General features: G+C 60.5%; 10 protein-coding genes and 3 pseudogenes. 4 read left to right on the top strand and 9 right to left on the bottom strand.

Features of this window, described 5'->3' with window-relative positions:
- Positions 1–114 precede the first annotated feature (114 nt).
- The 7 genes from LEPTO7104_RS0121800 to LEPTO7104_RS0121775 form a co-directional block, all read right to left on the bottom strand.
- Complete coding sequence (locus tag LEPTO7104_RS0121800; protein WP_196358137.1) at positions 115–1,374, bottom strand: glycosyltransferase family 4 protein; 1,260 nt, start codon at positions 1,372–1,374, stop codon at positions 115–117.
- A 920-nt stretch (positions 1,375–2,294) separates the two neighbouring features.
- Positions 2,295–3,329 (bottom strand): hypothetical protein, encoded by a 1,035-nt coding sequence (locus LEPTO7104_RS0121795; RefSeq protein WP_040695592.1) that lies wholly within the window; start codon positions 3,327–3,329, stop codon positions 2,295–2,297.
- Positions 3,330–3,399: 70 nt separating this feature from the next.
- Complete coding sequence (locus LEPTO7104_RS37220) at positions 3,400–5,514, bottom strand: hypothetical protein (RefSeq protein WP_017300713.1); 2,115 nt, start codon at positions 5,512–5,514, stop codon at positions 3,400–3,402.
- A gap of 91 nt (positions 5,515–5,605) precedes the next feature.
- Positions 5,606–7,909, bottom strand: coding sequence for a GumC family protein (locus LEPTO7104_RS0121785; protein ID WP_017300712.1), 2,304 nt, complete (start codon positions 7,907–7,909; stop codon positions 5,606–5,608).
- Positions 7,910–8,066: 157 nt separating this feature from the next.
- A complete protein-coding gene (locus LEPTO7104_RS0121780) occupies positions 8,067–9,194 on the bottom strand; it encodes a polysaccharide biosynthesis/export family protein (protein WP_017300711.1) in 1,128 nt (375 codons plus the stop codon).
- 166 nt (positions 9,195–9,360) lie between these two features.
- Positions 9,361–9,561, bottom strand: coding sequence for a hypothetical protein (locus tag LEPTO7104_RS40320; protein ID WP_155523729.1), 201 nt, complete (start codon positions 9,559–9,561; stop codon positions 9,361–9,363).
- Complete coding sequence (locus LEPTO7104_RS0121775) at positions 9,537–10,739, bottom strand: argininosuccinate synthase (protein WP_017300710.1); 1,203 nt, start codon at positions 10,737–10,739, stop codon at positions 9,537–9,539. Before LEPTO7104_RS0121775 ends, LEPTO7104_RS40320 begins: the two co-directional genes overlap by 25 nt.
- Positions 10,740–11,118: 379 nt before the next feature.
- Between LEPTO7104_RS0121775 and LEPTO7104_RS44015 the strand changes: the two are divergent.
- A pseudogene (locus tag LEPTO7104_RS44015) lies at positions 11,119–11,886 on the top strand (NB-ARC domain-containing protein); the annotation flags it as partial.
- A 51-nt stretch (positions 11,887–11,937) separates the two neighbouring features.
- A pseudogene (locus tag LEPTO7104_RS42450) lies at positions 11,938–14,323 on the top strand (tetratricopeptide repeat protein).
- 56 nt (positions 14,324–14,379) lie between these two features.
- Here LEPTO7104_RS42450 and LEPTO7104_RS0121765 read toward each other — a convergent pair.
- Both LEPTO7104_RS0121765 and LEPTO7104_RS0121760 read right to left on the bottom strand, forming a co-directional pair.
- Positions 14,380–14,934, bottom strand: coding sequence for an REP-associated tyrosine transposase (locus tag LEPTO7104_RS0121765; protein ID WP_017300709.1), 555 nt, complete (start codon positions 14,932–14,934; stop codon positions 14,380–14,382).
- A gap of 146 nt (positions 14,935–15,080) precedes the next feature.
- On the bottom strand, positions 15,081–15,365 hold the full coding sequence (locus LEPTO7104_RS0121760) for a hypothetical protein (protein ID WP_040695588.1): 285 nt from the start codon (positions 15,363–15,365) through the stop codon (positions 15,081–15,083).
- A 444-nt stretch (positions 15,366–15,809) separates the two neighbouring features.
- Between LEPTO7104_RS0121760 and LEPTO7104_RS43710 the strand changes: the two are divergent.
- Positions 15,810–15,989, top strand: a pseudogene (locus LEPTO7104_RS43710) (type II toxin-antitoxin system ParD family antitoxin); the annotation flags it as partial.
- 57 nt (positions 15,990–16,046) lie between these two features.
- Positions 16,047–16,883, top strand: coding sequence for a nucleoside triphosphate pyrophosphohydrolase (gene mazG, locus LEPTO7104_RS0121755; protein ID WP_026072947.1), 837 nt, complete (start codon positions 16,047–16,049; stop codon positions 16,881–16,883).
- Positions 16,884–16,903: the final 20 nt, after the last annotated feature.

Genomic DNA, 16,903 nt, shown 5'->3' with positions numbered 1-16,903 from the left:
GATCCTGAGACCGTCAAAGCCCGCTCCATGCCAGAAAGGGTACCGGAAATATTGAATTAGACAAACCCTAGAGCCACAATTTTAAGATTTCTAGCAGGCTAAAAACTCACTGTACTAGAGGCGAGAGGCCGCCGCCTGGGGCGGCGGGGCGTGGATGCGTGGGGCCGGTGAAGGACCGTATAGACAGTTTTCTACCACCTCAACATAGCGAAGCGCCCCCTGCTCGGGGGTAAACTTTTGCTGCATGTAGCGGCGGCCCCGATCGCCCATCTGCTGAGCCAGGGCAGGGTTAGCCATCAGGGTGTGAATAAAGGCGGCCAGCCCCTGGCTATCGCCATTGCTAAAGGCGCGGCCAAAACCGCCTTCCGCCAGCAGCGATCGCAGATAAGAATGGTGCTCACAGATAGCCGCCACCGGTCGGCCGGCCGCCATGCTGCTGTAGAGCTTGCTGGGTGCGACTAAGCCCTCCACCCCCGGCACCAAACTGACCAGGCTTAGATCGCAGGCCGTCAGCGAGTAGGGCAGGTCAGCCTTTGACTGGTAGGGCAAAAACAGACAGTTGGTCAACCCCGCCGCCTGAGCCTGGTCGGCGCAGGGCTGGCGCTTGGCGCCGCCGCCCACAAACACAAACCTGATCGGTGCGTGGCGCAGGGCCTTGGCCGTGGCCATGACGGTATCTAGATCGTGGCAGCGGCCCATGTTACCAGAATAGAGCACCGTAAACACCTGGTGGAGACCGTGCCGGAGGGCAAACCAGTTGTCGGCCTTGGGGCGCGGATAGATTAACCCGGGGTCGGCCCAGTTGTGGATGACGGAGATTTTATCGCTGACCCCAGGGCACTGGTTAGCAATGCGCTCTTTCATGGTGTGGCTGACCACCACGATCGCCTCAGCGTGGCGCCAGGTAAGGCAATTGAGCCACTGCCACAGCCGCGCTAGCCGGTGATGCCTGGGCACCACCCGCAGGGCCACTGCCACCTCCGGGTAGAGGTCGTAAACAATGCAGAGATAGGGCTGCTTAAACAAGCAGTGGAGCAGGTAGGCCAGCACCGGCAGGTAGGGCGGTTCGGTGGTGACGAGTACCAGATCCCCCCGCCGGGCCGGATGCAGCAGCTTCACCAGCGATCGCAAACAGTAGAGCAACCCACCCACGGCTCGACCGCGAATGCGCTGGGGCCATAGGCGAGAGGTCCGGGTGCGCCGCACCACCACCCCATTGACCACTTCTTCTTGGGGGGCCAGGGCGCGATCGTAGGCGTAGCCAGGCTGCCCGGCAAACACCTGCACCCCCATGCCCTGCACCCTCAGCCCCTGAGCCAACTCTGCCATCAGCTGGCCAGTAGGCGCATAGTCGGGGGGAAAAAACTGAGTCAAGATTGATAGTTGTGGAGATACGCCCGGATTAAAATGCATCGATTTCATCAGCCTTTACTTGCAGAAACGCGGCGCTAGGGGCCATAAATGGTTTCCTTTAGTCTTCGGTTGAAGCAGACTCGGCTCTATAACTTGTGCCCTAAATACAGAAGTTACACATCTATCTATCGGTCAATAAAGCATCGGATTAACCAAATTTAACCTGAAGGTCGCTAGACAATTGTGAGCGAGAAAACATCTCCCTCGACAGAATCAAATTTGGCAAAGAGTCGCCTTTAGTGAAGAAACATCCTCTCAATCAAGCCTGACTAGGTTAGCCAGCCAGAGTTCCCTGCCATGCCCCCCGCCGACGCCACACCACCCCTTTCAAAAAAAGATTTATTTTGGCACAGGCCAATCAGAATCCGAGCGCAAAGTTAACGATTCCTTGACCTATCTGCCCAAAGGCTGCACGAGAATATGCAGAAGGATACCGCATTTTTTAGGATTGGTGCGGCGATCGTGTTGACTTTTGTGAAAACCTGCCTGATACCGCTATACAGGCTTAGGACCTGCCTTTTTGAGAGATGTTCCCCGGGGTAAATCTGTTTAAAGGGATACAAACAGAGGGGCAATAGGGAATTGTTAAGCCCACTCTTTCCGCGATTGTCAACAAGCAATACCAGGTCAAAACAGGCGGGAACAACGGTAGCCTTAAAACGTCTAGACCTAATTGCTTCTCTTAAACGGTATGTGGGCAGTTGTACTAAGTCAAAAAAGCCCTGTGCCGTCACATAGAACGTCGCTAAGTGACCATTGGCCGCCCAAACCAATGCCCATAGTACTATTCCCACTGCCAGAGCCGAACTGCCTGCAAATGGCAGGCAGAGCATGCTTAGCCACTTAAATTGAGAGACCTAAGTTGGCCCTTTAATTGACCTTTAAAGATCGACGGCAGCCCGCAACTCCTGTAGCGATCGCCCCAAAACTACGAAATCTTGGAACTGGGCCAGGGCGACCAGCGTATCTGGGTCAGTGTTGTCTAGGATGCGGTTATAGGCCTGAATAGCCGATTCGAGCTGGGTGGCATCCACGGCGGTAGCCACGGACTCCTGAGGCTGCCCCTGAGGCGGCAGCAAGCCGCTAACCGCATTAAACAACGTCACTAAATCGGCGTAGTCTACCCCGGCCAGAGCCATTTCGGCAAACGTAGCCACCTGATTGGGCGACAGGCCCGCCGCAAAGGAGGCCGCCAAGAACCCAGCCGCATTGGCAATCTGCTCTAGGGTGCCCTGCAAAGGCGTGACCATTGGGGTGCCCCCCTGGGGAACAAAGACCGCCGAGGTAGCCATCATCGCGGCAGGGGCAGGGGTGGCCTGGGCGAGGGGGCTTCCTTTAGTGCTGGCCCTAATGCTGGCTAAGGACTGGACTGGCAAAACAGCGGCAGTTCCGGTGGGGGCCGCAATGCCCAGGCTGCCCTGGGTACTGGTCAGCGAGACGCTCTCCCCCCGCAGGATGGCGGCGACCACCGCCGCCGCAATTTCATTGACTGTCTGCTCCGCCCCATCTTCGCTAGCGCCGCTGGCGCCTACGGGGCTGGGGCTATCGAGGGCGATTTCGCCCGGTGTAGTTAGGGCGGTGGCCAATACTGGGTTACTGTTCTGCAGCCCTTGGGAAATCTCGGTGGCCGACTGATTGAGCGACTGCTGAGCCGTACTCGTGAGCAGGACCTCGCCCGTAACCGGGTCTACGGTGGCGTTGGGGCTGTTTGACTCAATCTGGGTGCCGCCCCCCAGAGACGACGCGCCTATGGATAAAATCGACGACCCGCCCACGGTTACCCCGCTCCCCTGCCCCGTCGGCACCGACCCGGCGTGGCCAGGCAGGGCGCCAGGCAGGGCGATCGCCAGGCCACCGCTCACCAGGGCCAGCATGAACCAGAGTTGTTGCCGCAGGCGGCCCGCTAGTTTCTCCACAGTTGTTCTCCTTAAATGGAACGGGATGTCGTTGGGTGCTGAGCCAAAGGTAAAACCCAGGTCCGGCGATCTAAAATCGAGGCCCAAAATTAAAGCCGTAGCCAACGCTAAGCACTGCGACGGAACCGGCGCGGGTATTGTTGCCAACATCGCCGTAGAGCAGGTTGAGGGTGAGCGGGATCGTGGCCACGGGCACAATCGATGCCCCGACATTTACGCCCACGCCGCTCCAGGCCGTGTTGATTGAAAATTGGGGATGCACCTGAAGGCCCACGCCGGCAATGACGCCGACATCGTGATTGTCGCCCGAGAAGTTGCCGCCCCCCAGCCCCAGGGAGGCGGTGATGGGCAGGCGGTTGCTGGGGTGCTCGGGCTGGAGCAGGTGGGCTACGGTAACGATGCCGTAGAGGCTGGATGCGGTACCTGCCGCATTAGAGCCGTAGGCGGCAAAGTTATTTAGCCCCACGGCGGCAGCTACCTGGGTGTCGTCGTTGCTGTAGACCTCGCGGTGTACTTTGACATCAAAGCCGCCGTTTTGGCCAAACCGTCGAATGCTCTGCAAGTTGTAGGTCAGCTCTACCCCCACCGTGTGGCGCGAATCGCCCAGGCCAAACCCCATGGAGAGGCTGCCGTCGGCTTCGGCCCGCAGGCGATCGGCCCCGGCCAAAGAGGCACTAAAGAACAGATCGCCCCCGTTGGCTCCAAAGGCCGAGGGAATGCCCGCATTGGGCGAAGGGGGGAAAGTCTGGGCCGGGGCGGCGGCGGTGGTCAGCGGCTCAATCCGCAGATCGTTGCGCAGCTGGCCAGCATCGGGGTTGGGCGACTGGTCTGAGGCTGTTTCCTGACCTATCTCCTGGGCTGTTCCCTCGGCCAGGGCGGGTACAGCGAACAAGTCTTCGGCCCGAGGCTCAGCAGATGACGCTGCTGAGGGCGGCACAGCGGCCCGCCCCGAGGACATTACCGGCTGAGGGGTTGGCAGCGCCAGGGCCACATTGGGAGATTTCTCCGGCAGCGCAGGCAGCTGCGGCGACTGCGCTGCCGGCCTGGGCCGCTCACTCAGGGAGGGGTTGGCAGCGGGTGGGGCGATCGCTGCGGCGACGGGCTTTTGCGATGGAGCAGCGCTGCTCCGCCGCACCGATCGCGACGGCAGCGGCGGTAGCTGCGGCTCGCGATGTAGGGTTTCGGGCTGGGAGACCTGGCCAGCCAGACTGGCCGGAGCAGCGGTTGAATCGCTGGCGGCGAGCGAGTCCTCGATCCCGTAGGCCGATCGCAGATCCTGGAGCAGCGCCTGCACGGTAGCAGCCCGCGATCGCAGCGTCGCCAGATCTGGAGCGGTCTGCCGCGCAGAGGTCGGCAATGGCTGAGCCGAGGGCACCGCCTCGGAGGGCGCCGAGCGAGTGGCCACTGGGGCGGGGGTGGGCGCAGAGGACGGGGCATGGGCCGGAGCTGCGGCAGCCCCAGACGGTGCGGTTGGCGGCGGAAGGGGGGCGGCGGCAGGGCTGGCGATCGCGGCCGCCGCATCAGCGGGAGCCGCAGTACCCGCCGCCGCAGGCAAAGCTGGCTCGGCCAGAGTTAGACCGGGGGCTGCCAGAGCTACATCGGGTCGGGGGGCCGGGGCCGTAGCTGGCGATCGCTCGCCCAGATCGTCGGCCAAAGCGGTGGTGGTTGGCTCTGCGGCGGGCTCCAAGTCGGGGGTCGCCGCAGGGGAGGGCGCGGGGGCTGCGATCGCGCTGCCCCCATGGCCTGGGCTGGCCCTATCCGTCTCATCGCTGGCCAGGGCGCTGCGGTCGGAAGCCGCGACATCGGGGACTGCGACATCGGGGGCCGCTACATCGGGGATCGCGACCTTGGGGGCAATTACCTCTGGCTCAGCCAGCGCAGGCTGGGGAACGGCGGCGGCGGGTTTTGCCGCTGCGGTGGCCGCCGCTGTCACCACGGCTTGATCGGTCTCCGGGGTCCAGGCGGGCTGGGCAGCACCGCGATCGTCGGTTTGGGGTTCTGTGGTCTGGGCCGAAGGTTCGGGAACCACGACCGGATGGGGATCTTTGGCCAGGGCCGTCCCCAGGCTCGGATCGGGCACCACAGGCGGCAGATCGGCGCTTGCCTGGGCGCTTCGGGGCAGCAGCCCCAGTCCGGCCAGTCCCAATAGTCCGCCCGTAATCAGTGGTTTTGACTTGCGCTTCATTACCCCTACTCCTCACATCCCGTTGCCGTTGCCGCACCCGCCGCTGGTTTAGCCGTACTCTTGTGTCGACAGCCACTGGTGCAGCTATGGACTAGCTGCGCCCTTCCAGCCCAGCCGCCACCGGAGCGCGACCGTAGTAGCCGTAGTAGTCGTCGTAGCTGCTCTGCCGACTCTGGGGCGCACCGTTGATCACCAACCCCAGCAGCGGTGCCTGGGCGGTATTGCCCAGATCGGCCAGCACCCGCTGAATTTCCGATCGCTCGGATCGATGCAGCCGCACCACCAGCAGCAGCCCGTCGGCGTGAGCCGCCGTAAGTTTAGCGTCGATCATGCCCGCCAGAGGCGGCGTGTCGAAAATAATTAGATCGTAGTGGCGGCGGTACTGCTCAGTAATCTGCTGCATCTTGCGCGAAGACAGCAGGCGACCGGGGGCGGGGGGCCGCGCTCCCGCCGTCAGCAGGTGCAGATTGGGGTTGCCCGGCAGGGTCTGCACCAGATCGTTGGGGTCGGTGGTGGCCTGGGTAATCAGGTCGCTCAGCCCCTGGCGATTGGGCTGGCCAAAGATCAGGTGCAGGGTGGGCTTGCGCAGGTCGCCGTCGATCAGCAGCACCCGACGGCCCATGTTGGCCGCCGCGATCGCCAGGTGGGCACATATGGTCGATTTGCCCTCCCCCGGCACCGAGGAGGTGAGGGCCACCACCTGCACGGGCGTATCCGAGCTGAGCATGCGCAGGTTGGCTTCGAGGGAGTAAAACGCCTCGGCAAAGCTAAAGGAACTGTAGAGCCTGTCCGGGCTCTGGTTTTGGGTCAGTACATCGGCCATGGTGGCCGCCAGGTTGGGCACCATCAGCAAAGGCTGCTTTTGCAGAGCGGGAGCATTGGGCACCGTTGCCAGGTTTGGCAGCTGGGTCACTTTGACCAGCTCATCAACACTGTTGAAGGCCTTATCGATGCGATCGCGCACCAGGGCCGCCACCCCTCCCAGCAGCAGGCTCACCACGGTGCTGAGCAGCAGCTTGCGGGGTAAATTGGTTGTTTTGGTAATGCCCGACTCGTTGAGGGGCGAGATAATTTCCCAGGGAGACGCCTGGCGGGCCATCTGCAAGCGCAGCTCCTGGCGACTGGCCAGGAGCTGGTTGAGGCTGTTTTCGGCCACCGTGCGCTGGCGATCGATCTGCTGAAACGACCGGGACAAATCCGCCAGCCGCTGAATTTCTGCCTGGAGCTGCTGCACCGCCTGACTGATCGCCTGGTCCTGGGTTTGCAGCACCTGAATCTGGTTGGCGGTATCCACCAGCTGCTGCATCAACCCCCGGCTCACCGATCCCTGATAGCCCAGGTTGTCGGCCTCGTCAGCCGGTATTGAGGCGCCCACCACCCGCTGGGCCTCGACCTCCAGCAGCGGCAGCAGCTTCTGTCGCTGGTCCTCCAGGGCCTCGATCATTGGCGTATTGGCCTGAAACCGGGCCCGCTCGGCGGCAATTTTTTGCTCTAGCTCGCGCAAATCTCCCAGCCGCGCCTGGTAGGTGGGCGACTCGTTCAGGTTGGCCACCCGAATGGCGGTGTCGGGGTCAAACCCCACCTGGCCGCGCAGGTTTTTGTACAGCGGCCCCAGGGCCGCCAGCTTTACCCGCAGCTGCTCCTGGTCGGACAGCATTTGGTTGAGGCGCTGGGTGACGCTTTCGCTGGTGGCATTGACATCGACCAGGTCGTAGCGTTTCTGAAAATCGCTGAGGTCGCCCTCAATAGAGGCCACTTCCTGCCACTTTTCCTTCAGCTGTTCGTCCAAAAAGGTCAGGCCCCGGCGCAAGTCTCCCTGGCGGTCCTGCACGCTGTAGTCGACAAAGCCCTGAATCACCTGGGTCAGCACAAAGGAGACCACCTCGGGGTCGGCATCGTTGTAGGTGATGCGCAGCACCTTGGACTCCCCCTCCTGGGTAATGGTCAGACGGCTGAGCAGGGAGTTGTAGGTAATAGCGGGGTAGCGCTTCTGAATCTTCGCCAGAATTGGGTTGATCACCGCCGGGCCGCGCAGCACCCGAATCTGGCTGTTGTAGTCGAGTCCTGAACTGCCTTTGGCTCCGGTTAGGCCCACTACGGCCTCTAGCCCGGCGGGGGTGACGTTGGTAACGGGCTCGACCAGCAGATTGACGCTGCCCGTGTAGGCCGGGGGACGGGTCAGGTACCAGAGGGTCAGGCCACCAAAGGATAGGGCTGCCACCCCGAGAAATATTCCGATCCGGCGCTTGAGCACTTCCACGAGGTGACTCAGGTCAGCGTCATCGGTCTTATCGACTAGGGAGGGAGGAGCCATGACCGGCACAAACGCCTGCCTGACAGGGCCGTGGCCGTTGCCATTGCCGTTGGTTTCGGGGGATGTGGGAGGAAAGGGCATAGGGTAAATCTGGGAGATGCTCCCAAGAATTCATAAACTTATAGCTCAAAACTCAAAGTCTGGTCTGGACGGGGGCTAATTACTCCAAGGTTGTGCCAAAGTCGTGGGATTTTCAGGCTTTGGGTACAGCTGTGGCCCGCTGCCCCGGGGCAGCGAATTAAAATCCTAAAATTCGCAGCACGGTCGTCAGCGAGGTGAAGGGCCGCAGCAGCAGGCCCAGGGTATCGCCAGCGGCGGCGGCAATGTTGCGGTCCACAATCACTACGTCGTTGGGGCGCAGAATGGGGTTGGTGGTGTCGTTGGCGGCGGCGGCCAGGTTCACATCGATTGTGCGCTGGTCTACGCTGCCGTCGGGGTTGAGCCGCACCAGCTTCACCGTGGAGGTTTGGGCGCGGCTGTTCTCAAAACCTCCCGCCGCCAAAATAGCCTGGTTTAGCGTAGCGTTGGCCGGTAGGGTGACGCCGCCGGGGCTCGCCACCTCACCCACCACCTGCACGGGCATTTCTGCGGGGGAGAAATTGGCGCTGGAAACGGCCACCGACTCCTCGGGCGAAATAGCCACAGCCTTGGGGATGACAATGGTGTCGCCGTCGCGCAGGCGAATGTCCTGGCTGATGTCGCCCGTGCGGATCAGATCCCACAGGCTGGTGGTGATCACGGCATCGCCCTGAAGCTGGGGTCGCCGCACCTGAATATCCTTGATGTTGGCCTGCTGGGTGATGCCCCCGGCCTCCTGAATCAGCTGGGTCAGGGTGGGCCACTGGCGGCCCGCCCCGGTGCCGCCGCCGCTGCCGCTGGCCTCGGTCTCCAGGTTGATGGTGTAGGTGCCGGGGCGGTTGACTTCCCCGGCCACCACCACCCGCACGGGGCGGGCCGACAGCAGCGTTACGGTGAGCTGGGGGGGCCGGGTCAGCAGGGGCGCATAGCTGGCGGCCAGGGCGCGCTGGGCCTCGGCCAGGGTAAGGCCCTGGACGGCCACGGTCCCCGCCAGGGGAAGGGTCAGGGTGCCGTCGACGAGAACCTCGTGGACGCCATTTTCGGGACCGCTAAACTCGGGGATGTTGAAGATGTCAATGCGAATGCGATCGCCCGGTCCCAGCACGTAGGACTCAGGAAAGCTGGCCTCAGACCCCGGCGGCGCGATCGGCAGGGCTGGGGATGCGGTTTCACTGCTCAGGGGCAGGGGCTGGCTTTGGGCAAATCCTGGTTCACCCCCTAGAAACGTTGAGGTCAGGGTTGCGGCCAGGGCACCCAGGCCCCAGCCCATCAGGCAAAAGCGGTTCATAACTGGCTTCCTCAGGCTGTCCGGACAACCGCATTAAAACGTTATAACAGCACCGCGATAGCCCATCATGGTGGATTGACCTGGATTTGGCCTCCGTAGTTTGTAAAGGTTTACCTGGGGTGGAAAAAGCGGCTGAGGGCGGCGCTGCCATGGCACGGGCCATGGACTACGGACGGGTGACGGTGGGGACTGTTCCCAAGGGCGGGGCAAATCTGCCCAAGGATGGATATGGAGCCTCAGGCGGGGCCATGGTACGGCGATCGCCGAGCATCTCCAGCGGAAAATGCTCGGCAACGGTGGGCTGTGGGGTGTGGCGATCGCGCTGGCCGACTGGGCCAGGGGCTACCCGCGCAGCTTCTCGGACCACACCCGCGTGGGCAGGCCCCACACGTAGATAAAGCCCTCGGCGGCTCTGTGGTCAAAGGCGTCGTCGGAGCTGTAGGTGGCCAGGGCCTCGCTGTACAGCGCCAGGTCAGACTGGCGACCCACCACCCGGTTGGTGCCCTTAAACAGCTTCACCCGCACGGTGCCCGTCACCCGCTCCTGGGTCTGCTGAATGAAGGCATCGAGGGCAAGCTTTAGGGGGCTGTACCAGAGGCCGTTGTAGACCAGGCGACTGTAGGTTTCTTCAATGCCGCGCTTGTACTGGGTGACATCTGCCGTCAGGGTCAGGCTTTCCAGGTCGCGGTGGGCGTCGATCAGCACCAGCAGGGCGGGGGCCTCGTAGATTTCCCGCGACTTGATGCCCACTAGGCGGTTTTCGATCATGTCGAGGCGACCGACGCCGTGGCGACCGGCGATCGCATTCAGCTGCGTGATCAGCTCCACCGGGCCAACGGCCTGGCCATTCAGGTGGGTAGGCAGTCCCTTGGTAAAGCCAATCTCGATGTATTCCGGCTCGTTGGGGGTATTTTCGATCGCCTCCGTCATCAAAAACACTTCTTCCAGCGGCTCGGTCATGGGGTTTTCCAGCGGCCCGGCCTCGATGCTGCGGCCCAGCAGGTTGCGATCGATGCTGTAAGGGCTGGATTTTTTCACCGGAAACTCAAGCCCCGTTCTTTCGCCGTAGGCAATGGTCTCTTCGCGGCCCATGCCCCACTCGCGGGCGGGGGCCAGCACCTTGAGGTGGGGGTTGAGGGCGGCGATCGCTACGTCAAAGCGCACCTGGTCGTTGCCCTTGCCGGTGCAGCCGTGGGCCACGGCATCGGCCCCGTAGCGATCGGCGGCCTCCACCAGGGCCTTGGCGATCAGCGGGCGGGCCAGGGCGGTGGAGAGGGGGTAGCGGTTTTCGTACAGGGCGTTGGCCTGAATGGCCGGAAAGGCGTAGTCGGTAATGAATTCTTCGGTCAGGTCGGCCACCAGCGATTCTTTTACCCCGGCCTTGAGCGCCTTGAGGCGAATCGGCTCTAGCTCATCGCCCTGGCCCAGATCCGCCGCCAGGGTAATCACTTCTTTTACGCCCCACTCATTCATTAAATAGGGAATACACACGGTGGTATCAACGCCACCGGAATAGGCTAAGACGACTTTCTCTGCGCGACCCATGGGCAACTTCCTGCTTTCCGCTAAGGGGGTTAGTCAACCGCCGTCCCGGCAGGACGACCCGCCAAACTTACCACAGCTCAACTTCTCTATAGGTATCGTGAGGCTCTGGCAATCTGGCCAAGGCTATATTATCGGGTGTTGCCCGCCCTGCACCACGGCGATTTAGCAAGATCTGATGACATGCGGCGCGGGGTTATGACAGCAGCGATCGCTGAAACGTCTTCATTGTCTCAACGTGATCTGCCATATTGACGCAGCGCAGCAGCAGGGACAGAGCAAGGATAAAAAATTAGGCGCAATAGTTTTGAGCCTGCTGCCACCTGAGCTTTCTTATAAATATCTTCGGCTAGGATTAGCTCAGTAGTTGCCCCACCCCGCTATGCCTAATTCCAGGCTGACGCTGTTTCAAACGCTCAGCGCTTTACCGGCTCCGCAGTTTGAGCAACTGCGGTTTACCCTCAACCCGCCACCAGGAATTGTGCCCGAGGGTATGGCGGCCCAGGGCAACCGGGTGGCGGCACTGCTGAGCTGGGTGGAGGGGGCGACGGGCTGCGGGCTGGAGGGGTTGCAGGAGGTTTTGGATGAGATTTGTCCGGGAGTTTTGGGAGATGGAGAGGGTGGAGGGGAGCCGCCGTGGCTGGTGCCCTATGGTCGTAATCCTTACTTCACCGGGCGTGAAGATGTTCTCGCCACGTTATACCAGCAACTGCACGACAGCCGAACCGCCGCCATTTCCCAGACCCAGGCGATTAGCGGGCTGGGCGGCATTGGCAAAACCCAGACGGCAGTGGAATATGCCTACCGCTATCGCGATGACTATCGCTATGTGTTTTGGGTGCGGGCGGATACGGAACTGGAGCTGACCACGAGCTATGTGGCTATGGCCCAGACCCTAAACCTGCCGCTGAAGGATGCCGAAAACCAGGACGACACCGTGCGATCGGTGAGGCTGTGGCTGAGCCGAGAGGACGGTTGGCTGCTGATTTTCGATAACGCTGACCATCCCGAACTCGTGCAGCCCTTTTTGCCCCAGGACATCAACGGCCACATTCTCGTCACCTCCCGCGCACAGGATTTTCAAGACCTGGGCATTGTGCAACCGCTGGAAATGGAAACCTTGGGCCGCGACGAGGCGATCGCATTTCTGTTAAACCGCACCGGCAAAACGAACCCCGTAGGGGCGAATGGCGTTCGCCCAATGCAAGAAATTGAACTATCGACAGACTATCCCGATGGGCAGACGGTTCAACGCCAGGGTTCGATCCCCCCAACCCCCCTTGAAAAGGGGGGCAGTAGAGCTGGTGCAACCATAGATCCCTCGTTCCCCCCTTCGATAAGGGGGGCTAGGGGGGATCAAATCTCCGACATCGAGCATACTGCCGCCGCCGACCTCGCCGCCGAACTGGGCTACCTGCCCCTGGCACTGGAACAGGCCGCTGCCTACATGGTCACCAACCGGGTGCCCTTTGCCGCCTACCTCGCCAGCTACCGCAAACAGCGGCTCAAACGGCTGGAAAAAGCCAAACCCAAGCTGGGCAACTACCCCGACTCGATTGCCACCACCTGGGCCTTGAACCTGAAAGAAGTGCAGAAGACCGCCCCCGCCGCTGCCGCCCTGTTGAACTACTGCGCCTTTCTGCATCCCGACGCGATTCCTTTTGCCCTGTTCACCCAGGGAGCGGCAGAGCTGGGGGAACCCCTGGCCACGGCCCTGGCCGATGCTGCAGACGACCCACTGGAACTCTACGACCTGCTGAACCCGCTGGGCAGCTATTCGCTGATACGGGTGGAGCCGGAGAGCCAGAGCTTGAGCCTGCATCGCCTAGTGCAGGAGGTGATACGGGCGGAACTAGGGGATGAGGGCTGCCAGAACTGGGCAGAACCGCTGTTTAAGACAATCGCGCAGCTAACTCCAGAGAAAGGCAAAGACATTGAATACCAAGACTGGCCCGCCCTAGCCTCACTGGTGAACCACGTACAGGAACTGGCTAGCCATTGCCAGCAGCGCGATATTGCCTCTACCGATGCAGCCGATGTTTTTCACGCCATGGGTGCTTATCTACTAGAAAGGGGGCAGTACCCTCTGGCTGAACCCCTCTTGCAAAAGGCGCTGGACCTACGTCGAAATCTTCTGGGGGATGAACACGAAGATATTGCCGCCAGCCTAGATCGAGCGGCCAGAACCCACGAACTGCAAGGTTGCTATGGGGAGGCCGAACCCCTCTACCAAGACGCCCTGGCGATGAAAAAACGGCTCTTGGGTGACGAGCATCCCGATGTCGCCACTAGCCTCAATAATCTGGCCTTGCTCTACAAAGATCAAGGCCGCTATGGGGAGGCCGAACCCCTCTACCAAGACGCCCTGGCGATGAAAAAACGGCTCTTGGGTGACGAGCATCCCGATGTCGCCCTTAGCCTCAATAATCTGGCGATGCTTTACCACAATCAAGGCCGCTACGCGGAGGCCGAACCCCTCCACCAAGACGCCCTGGCGATAAGAAAACGGCTCTTGGGCGACGAGCATCCCGATGTTGCCCAAAGCCTCAATAATCTGGCGGCGCTCTACGACGATCAAGGCCGCTATGGGGAGGCCGAACCCCTCTACCAAGACGCCCTGGCGATGAGAAAACGGCTCTTGGGTGACGAGCATCCCGATGTCGCCACTAGCCTCAATAATCTGGCGACGCTTTACCACAGTCAAGGCCGCTATGGGGAGGCCGAACCCCTCTACCAAAAGGCCTTGGCGATGGGAAAACGGCTCTTGGGTGACGAGCATCCCGATGTTGCCCAAAGCCTCAATAATCTGGCGATGCTTTACTACAATCAAGGCCGCTATGGGGAGGCCGAACCCCTCTACCAAAAGGCCTTGGCGATGGGAAAACGGCTCTTGAGTGACGAGCATCCCGATGTTGCCCAAAGCCTCAATAATCTGGCGATGCTTTACCACAATCAAGGCCGCTATGGGGAGGCCGAACCCCTCTACCAAAAGGCCTTGGCGATGAGAAAACGGCTCTTGAGTGACGAGCATCCCGATGTCGCCACTAGCCTCAATAATCTGGCGGCGCTCTACGACGATCAAGGCCGCTATGGGGAGGCCGAACCCCTCTACCCAAGACGCCCTGGCGATGAGAAAACGGCTCTTGGGTGACGAGCATCCCGATGTCGCCACTAGCCTCAATAATCTGGCGACGCTTTACCACAGTCAAGGCCGCTATGGGGAGGCCGAACCCCTCTATCAAGAGGCTCTGGCGTTGCAGAAACGCTTGTTGGGCGACGAGCATCCTCATGTAGCCAACAGCCTCAACAATCTGGGGACACTTTATCGTGACCAGGGGCGTTACGGCGAAGCAGAGCCATACTTAATTGATGCTTTGAGTATTTGGCGTCAATCACTGGGAAATGAGCATCATCTTACAGGCCGAGTCACTGAGAACTTAGGCATTCTCTACGCCGCCCAGGGCCGTACGGAAGAAGCCCGATCGCTTTACCAGCAAGCCCTCGCCATTCTCGAACCCAAGCTGGGGGCCGAGCATCCCTGGACGATGCGCTGCCGCGAAAACCTGGCAAAGTTGGATGGTGGGTAATAGGGAATCAGGATTTGGGCCAATCTTAAGGGAGCTGTCCTCTCGCCAAGCGTCCCTTACATCCAGGGTTCAAAGGCCTCTGTGTCGTGAGATTCAACAAATTCTCGATACGCCTCCACCGAGCTAACCTGCTTCAGCACGCACTCCATCTGCGGCAGCGTGCCCTGGCGCAAATTCACGTAGTCGCAATAGCTCGAAAACTCCCACTCCTCTGGGCGCTTCACCAAACCAGCCTTCACCGGGTTCAAATGAATATAGCGAGTCAGTTGCAGCAGATAAGCATCGCTATCGACATGGATAGTATTGAATCTGCCCTGAAACAGCGCCCCACATCGTTTGTAACGACGGTTCATGGCATTGGTGTAAGACATCGTAAACCGTTGCATCGCCTTCGATAACGTATCTTCGCGCAGGTGAACCAGCACATGGTAGTGGTTTGGCATGAGACAATAGGCCACCACATGGGCCGTTTCTTCTGCCACGAAGTAGCGGAACTGCTTAAGAAAGTAGAGGTAATTTTCACGCTCAAAGAAAATGGCTTGGCGATTGTTACCTCGGTTATAGAGATGGTAGTACTCCCCTGACACCAGGTTGCGCTGAGGTCGAGGCATGGCTCACGTTTTGAATGTCATGGCTAGAGTTCCCCACATCAGGGGTCAGGTGCCTCGGGGTCAGGTGCCTTTAACTCAGGGGTCAGGTGCCTTTTAAGTCACGACAGTTATCTATCGCAGCATCAAAGGCACCTGACCCCTTGGCGTTAACCTAATTGCCGATCGCGCCTCAGCAGACTAAACACCTCCCCTTGCTCTGGGGTAATCAAAATCCCCGATCGCGGCACTGTCACCAACTGGCTCCAGGTTGCCTGGTCGGCATAGCGCAGTACATGCAGCAAGTTAATGGTGGCACGCACCCCCTCAGGCGAGCCAATCACCAGATGGCGCAGGCGATCGCGCCCCGGCTGCGCCTCTGGGTTAGCCAGCAGCAGCGGACTGGTCGCCGCCCGGTTCTGGGCCGACGACACCAAATATGGCAAACACAACATAGTTCAGGGATTCCTTTTAACGATGGGTAAGGAATCCCAAAAACTTGGCCGCCCTAAACTGGTGCAGTTCAGGACGGCCTGGGCAATAATAGCCCTAGCCTCCGAGACAGCTCTACCTGTTGAAGGGGTTAGCCGCTGGTTGGTGTCCCCACACCTTCCAGTGGCGTTTGACCAAATTTTTGGGAAGCACAGCTGCACGCACACAGCCTTAGCTCAGTAACTTACTCCATTCAGACCCCTAAATCAAGTCAAAATTGCTACAGAGTTTGGAAGCTAGGGCCACTATGGGAATGGCTGTATTCCTCCGTAACGCCTTTAATATGCCGTTGTGCAGCACTCCATTCAGCCATCGCACCTTTGGTACAGCGACGCGATACCAACTGCCGACTCCGGCAGGGGGGTGAGCTAGACTAAAAAGCACCTAACAATCACTCTGGCTCTGCTATGGCATTGTCCTTGCCCCCTGAATTACAACAGTTTGCAGAACGCCAAATTGCCAGCGGTCGATACACTTCCCTAGACGAGGTGCTGCTGGCCGGCCTACAGGCTTTAGTCGAACGCGAGCAACTGTACCAGGGGCGGTTTGAGGAACTGCGCCACGACATTTTGCTAGGTGCAGCCCAGGCTGAGCAAGGCCTGCTCTTAAATACGTCTGAAGAAATTAGCGCTATCCGCCAGCGATTGCGCCAGCGACATGACGAACCCCTCTCTACCCATCGCGCCGATATTCTCGCCGCCCTGGAGCGCCTGATCGACGTGATCGCCCAGCTGCGCCACCCCGAAACCGGCTGCCCGTGGGATTTGGCCCAAACCCCCACCAGCCTGATTCCTTACGTCATTGAAGAAGCCTACGAGGTGGTGGATGCCATTCAGGGGGGGGATCAGGAGGCGATCGCGGAAGAACTGGGCGACCTGCTGCTGCAAGTGGTGCTGCAGGCGCAGGTGGCCAGCGACAGCGGCGACTTTGACCTAGGTACTGTGGCCACCGGCATTGCCGACAAAATGGTGCGCCGCCATCCCCATGTTTTTGCCGATACCAGCGCGACCACCCCCGCCGAAGTCAACCAAAACTGGGACCGCATCAAAGCCGAAGAAAAAGGCATTGCCCACGAGCCCAATAAGCTCACCCCCAAGCTGACCAAATACAGCCGCACCCTGCCGCCGCTGATGGCCGCCAGCAAAATCTCCGTCAAAGCTGCCAAGGCCGGGTTCGAGTGGGACAACATCGCCAGCGTATGGGACAAGTTTCACGAAGAGCTGGACGAGTTTCGGGCGGCCCTGGCAAATGAGCCCAAAGAAAATCAGCAGGCGGAGCTGGGCGACTTACTGTTTACTCTAGTAAACCTGGCCCGCTGGTACGACCTCGACCCCTCCGAGGCATTGCAAAGCACCAACCGCCGCTTCATTCAGCGCTTTGCGCTGGTGGAGGGGGTAGCCGAGAAGCCCCTGGATGAGTATTCGATTGAGGAATTAGAGGCACTGTGGCAGCGAGCCAAGGCGCAGCTAGCAGAGTCTTGAGGCCAGTACTCGAAGGCTGG

Origin of the sequence: Nodosilinea nodulosa PCC 7104 (assembly GCF_000309385.1) — a bacterium.
GTDB lineage: Bacteria > Cyanobacteriota > Cyanobacteriia > Phormidesmidales > Phormidesmidaceae > Nodosilinea > Nodosilinea nodulosa.
The sequence above is the reverse complement of the archived record's forward strand: the minus strand, read 5'-3'. Positions and strand labels throughout refer to the sequence as shown.

Coding starts and splice junctions, on each gene's coding strand:
- LEPTO7104_RS0121760 (WP_040695588.1), bottom strand. CDS start 15,365: ATGTTGTGTTTGCCATATTTGGTGTCGTCGGCCCAGAACCGGGCGGCG.
- LEPTO7104_RS0121765 (WP_017300709.1), bottom strand. CDS start 14,934: ATGCCTCGACCTCAGCGCAACCTGGTGTCAGGGGAGTACTACCATCTC.
- LEPTO7104_RS0121775 (WP_017300710.1), bottom strand. CDS start 10,739: ATGGGTCGCGCAGAGAAAGTCGTCTTAGCCTATTCCGGTGGCGTTGAT.
- LEPTO7104_RS0121780 (WP_017300711.1), bottom strand. CDS start 9,194: ATGAACCGCTTTTGCCTGATGGGCTGGGGCCTGGGTGCCCTGGCCGCA.
- LEPTO7104_RS0121785 (WP_017300712.1), bottom strand. CDS start 7,909: ATGCCCTTTCCTCCCACATCCCCCGAAACCAACGGCAATGGCAACGGC.
- LEPTO7104_RS37220 (WP_017300713.1), bottom strand. CDS start 5,514: ATGAAGCGCAAGTCAAAACCACTGATTACGGGCGGACTATTGGGACTG.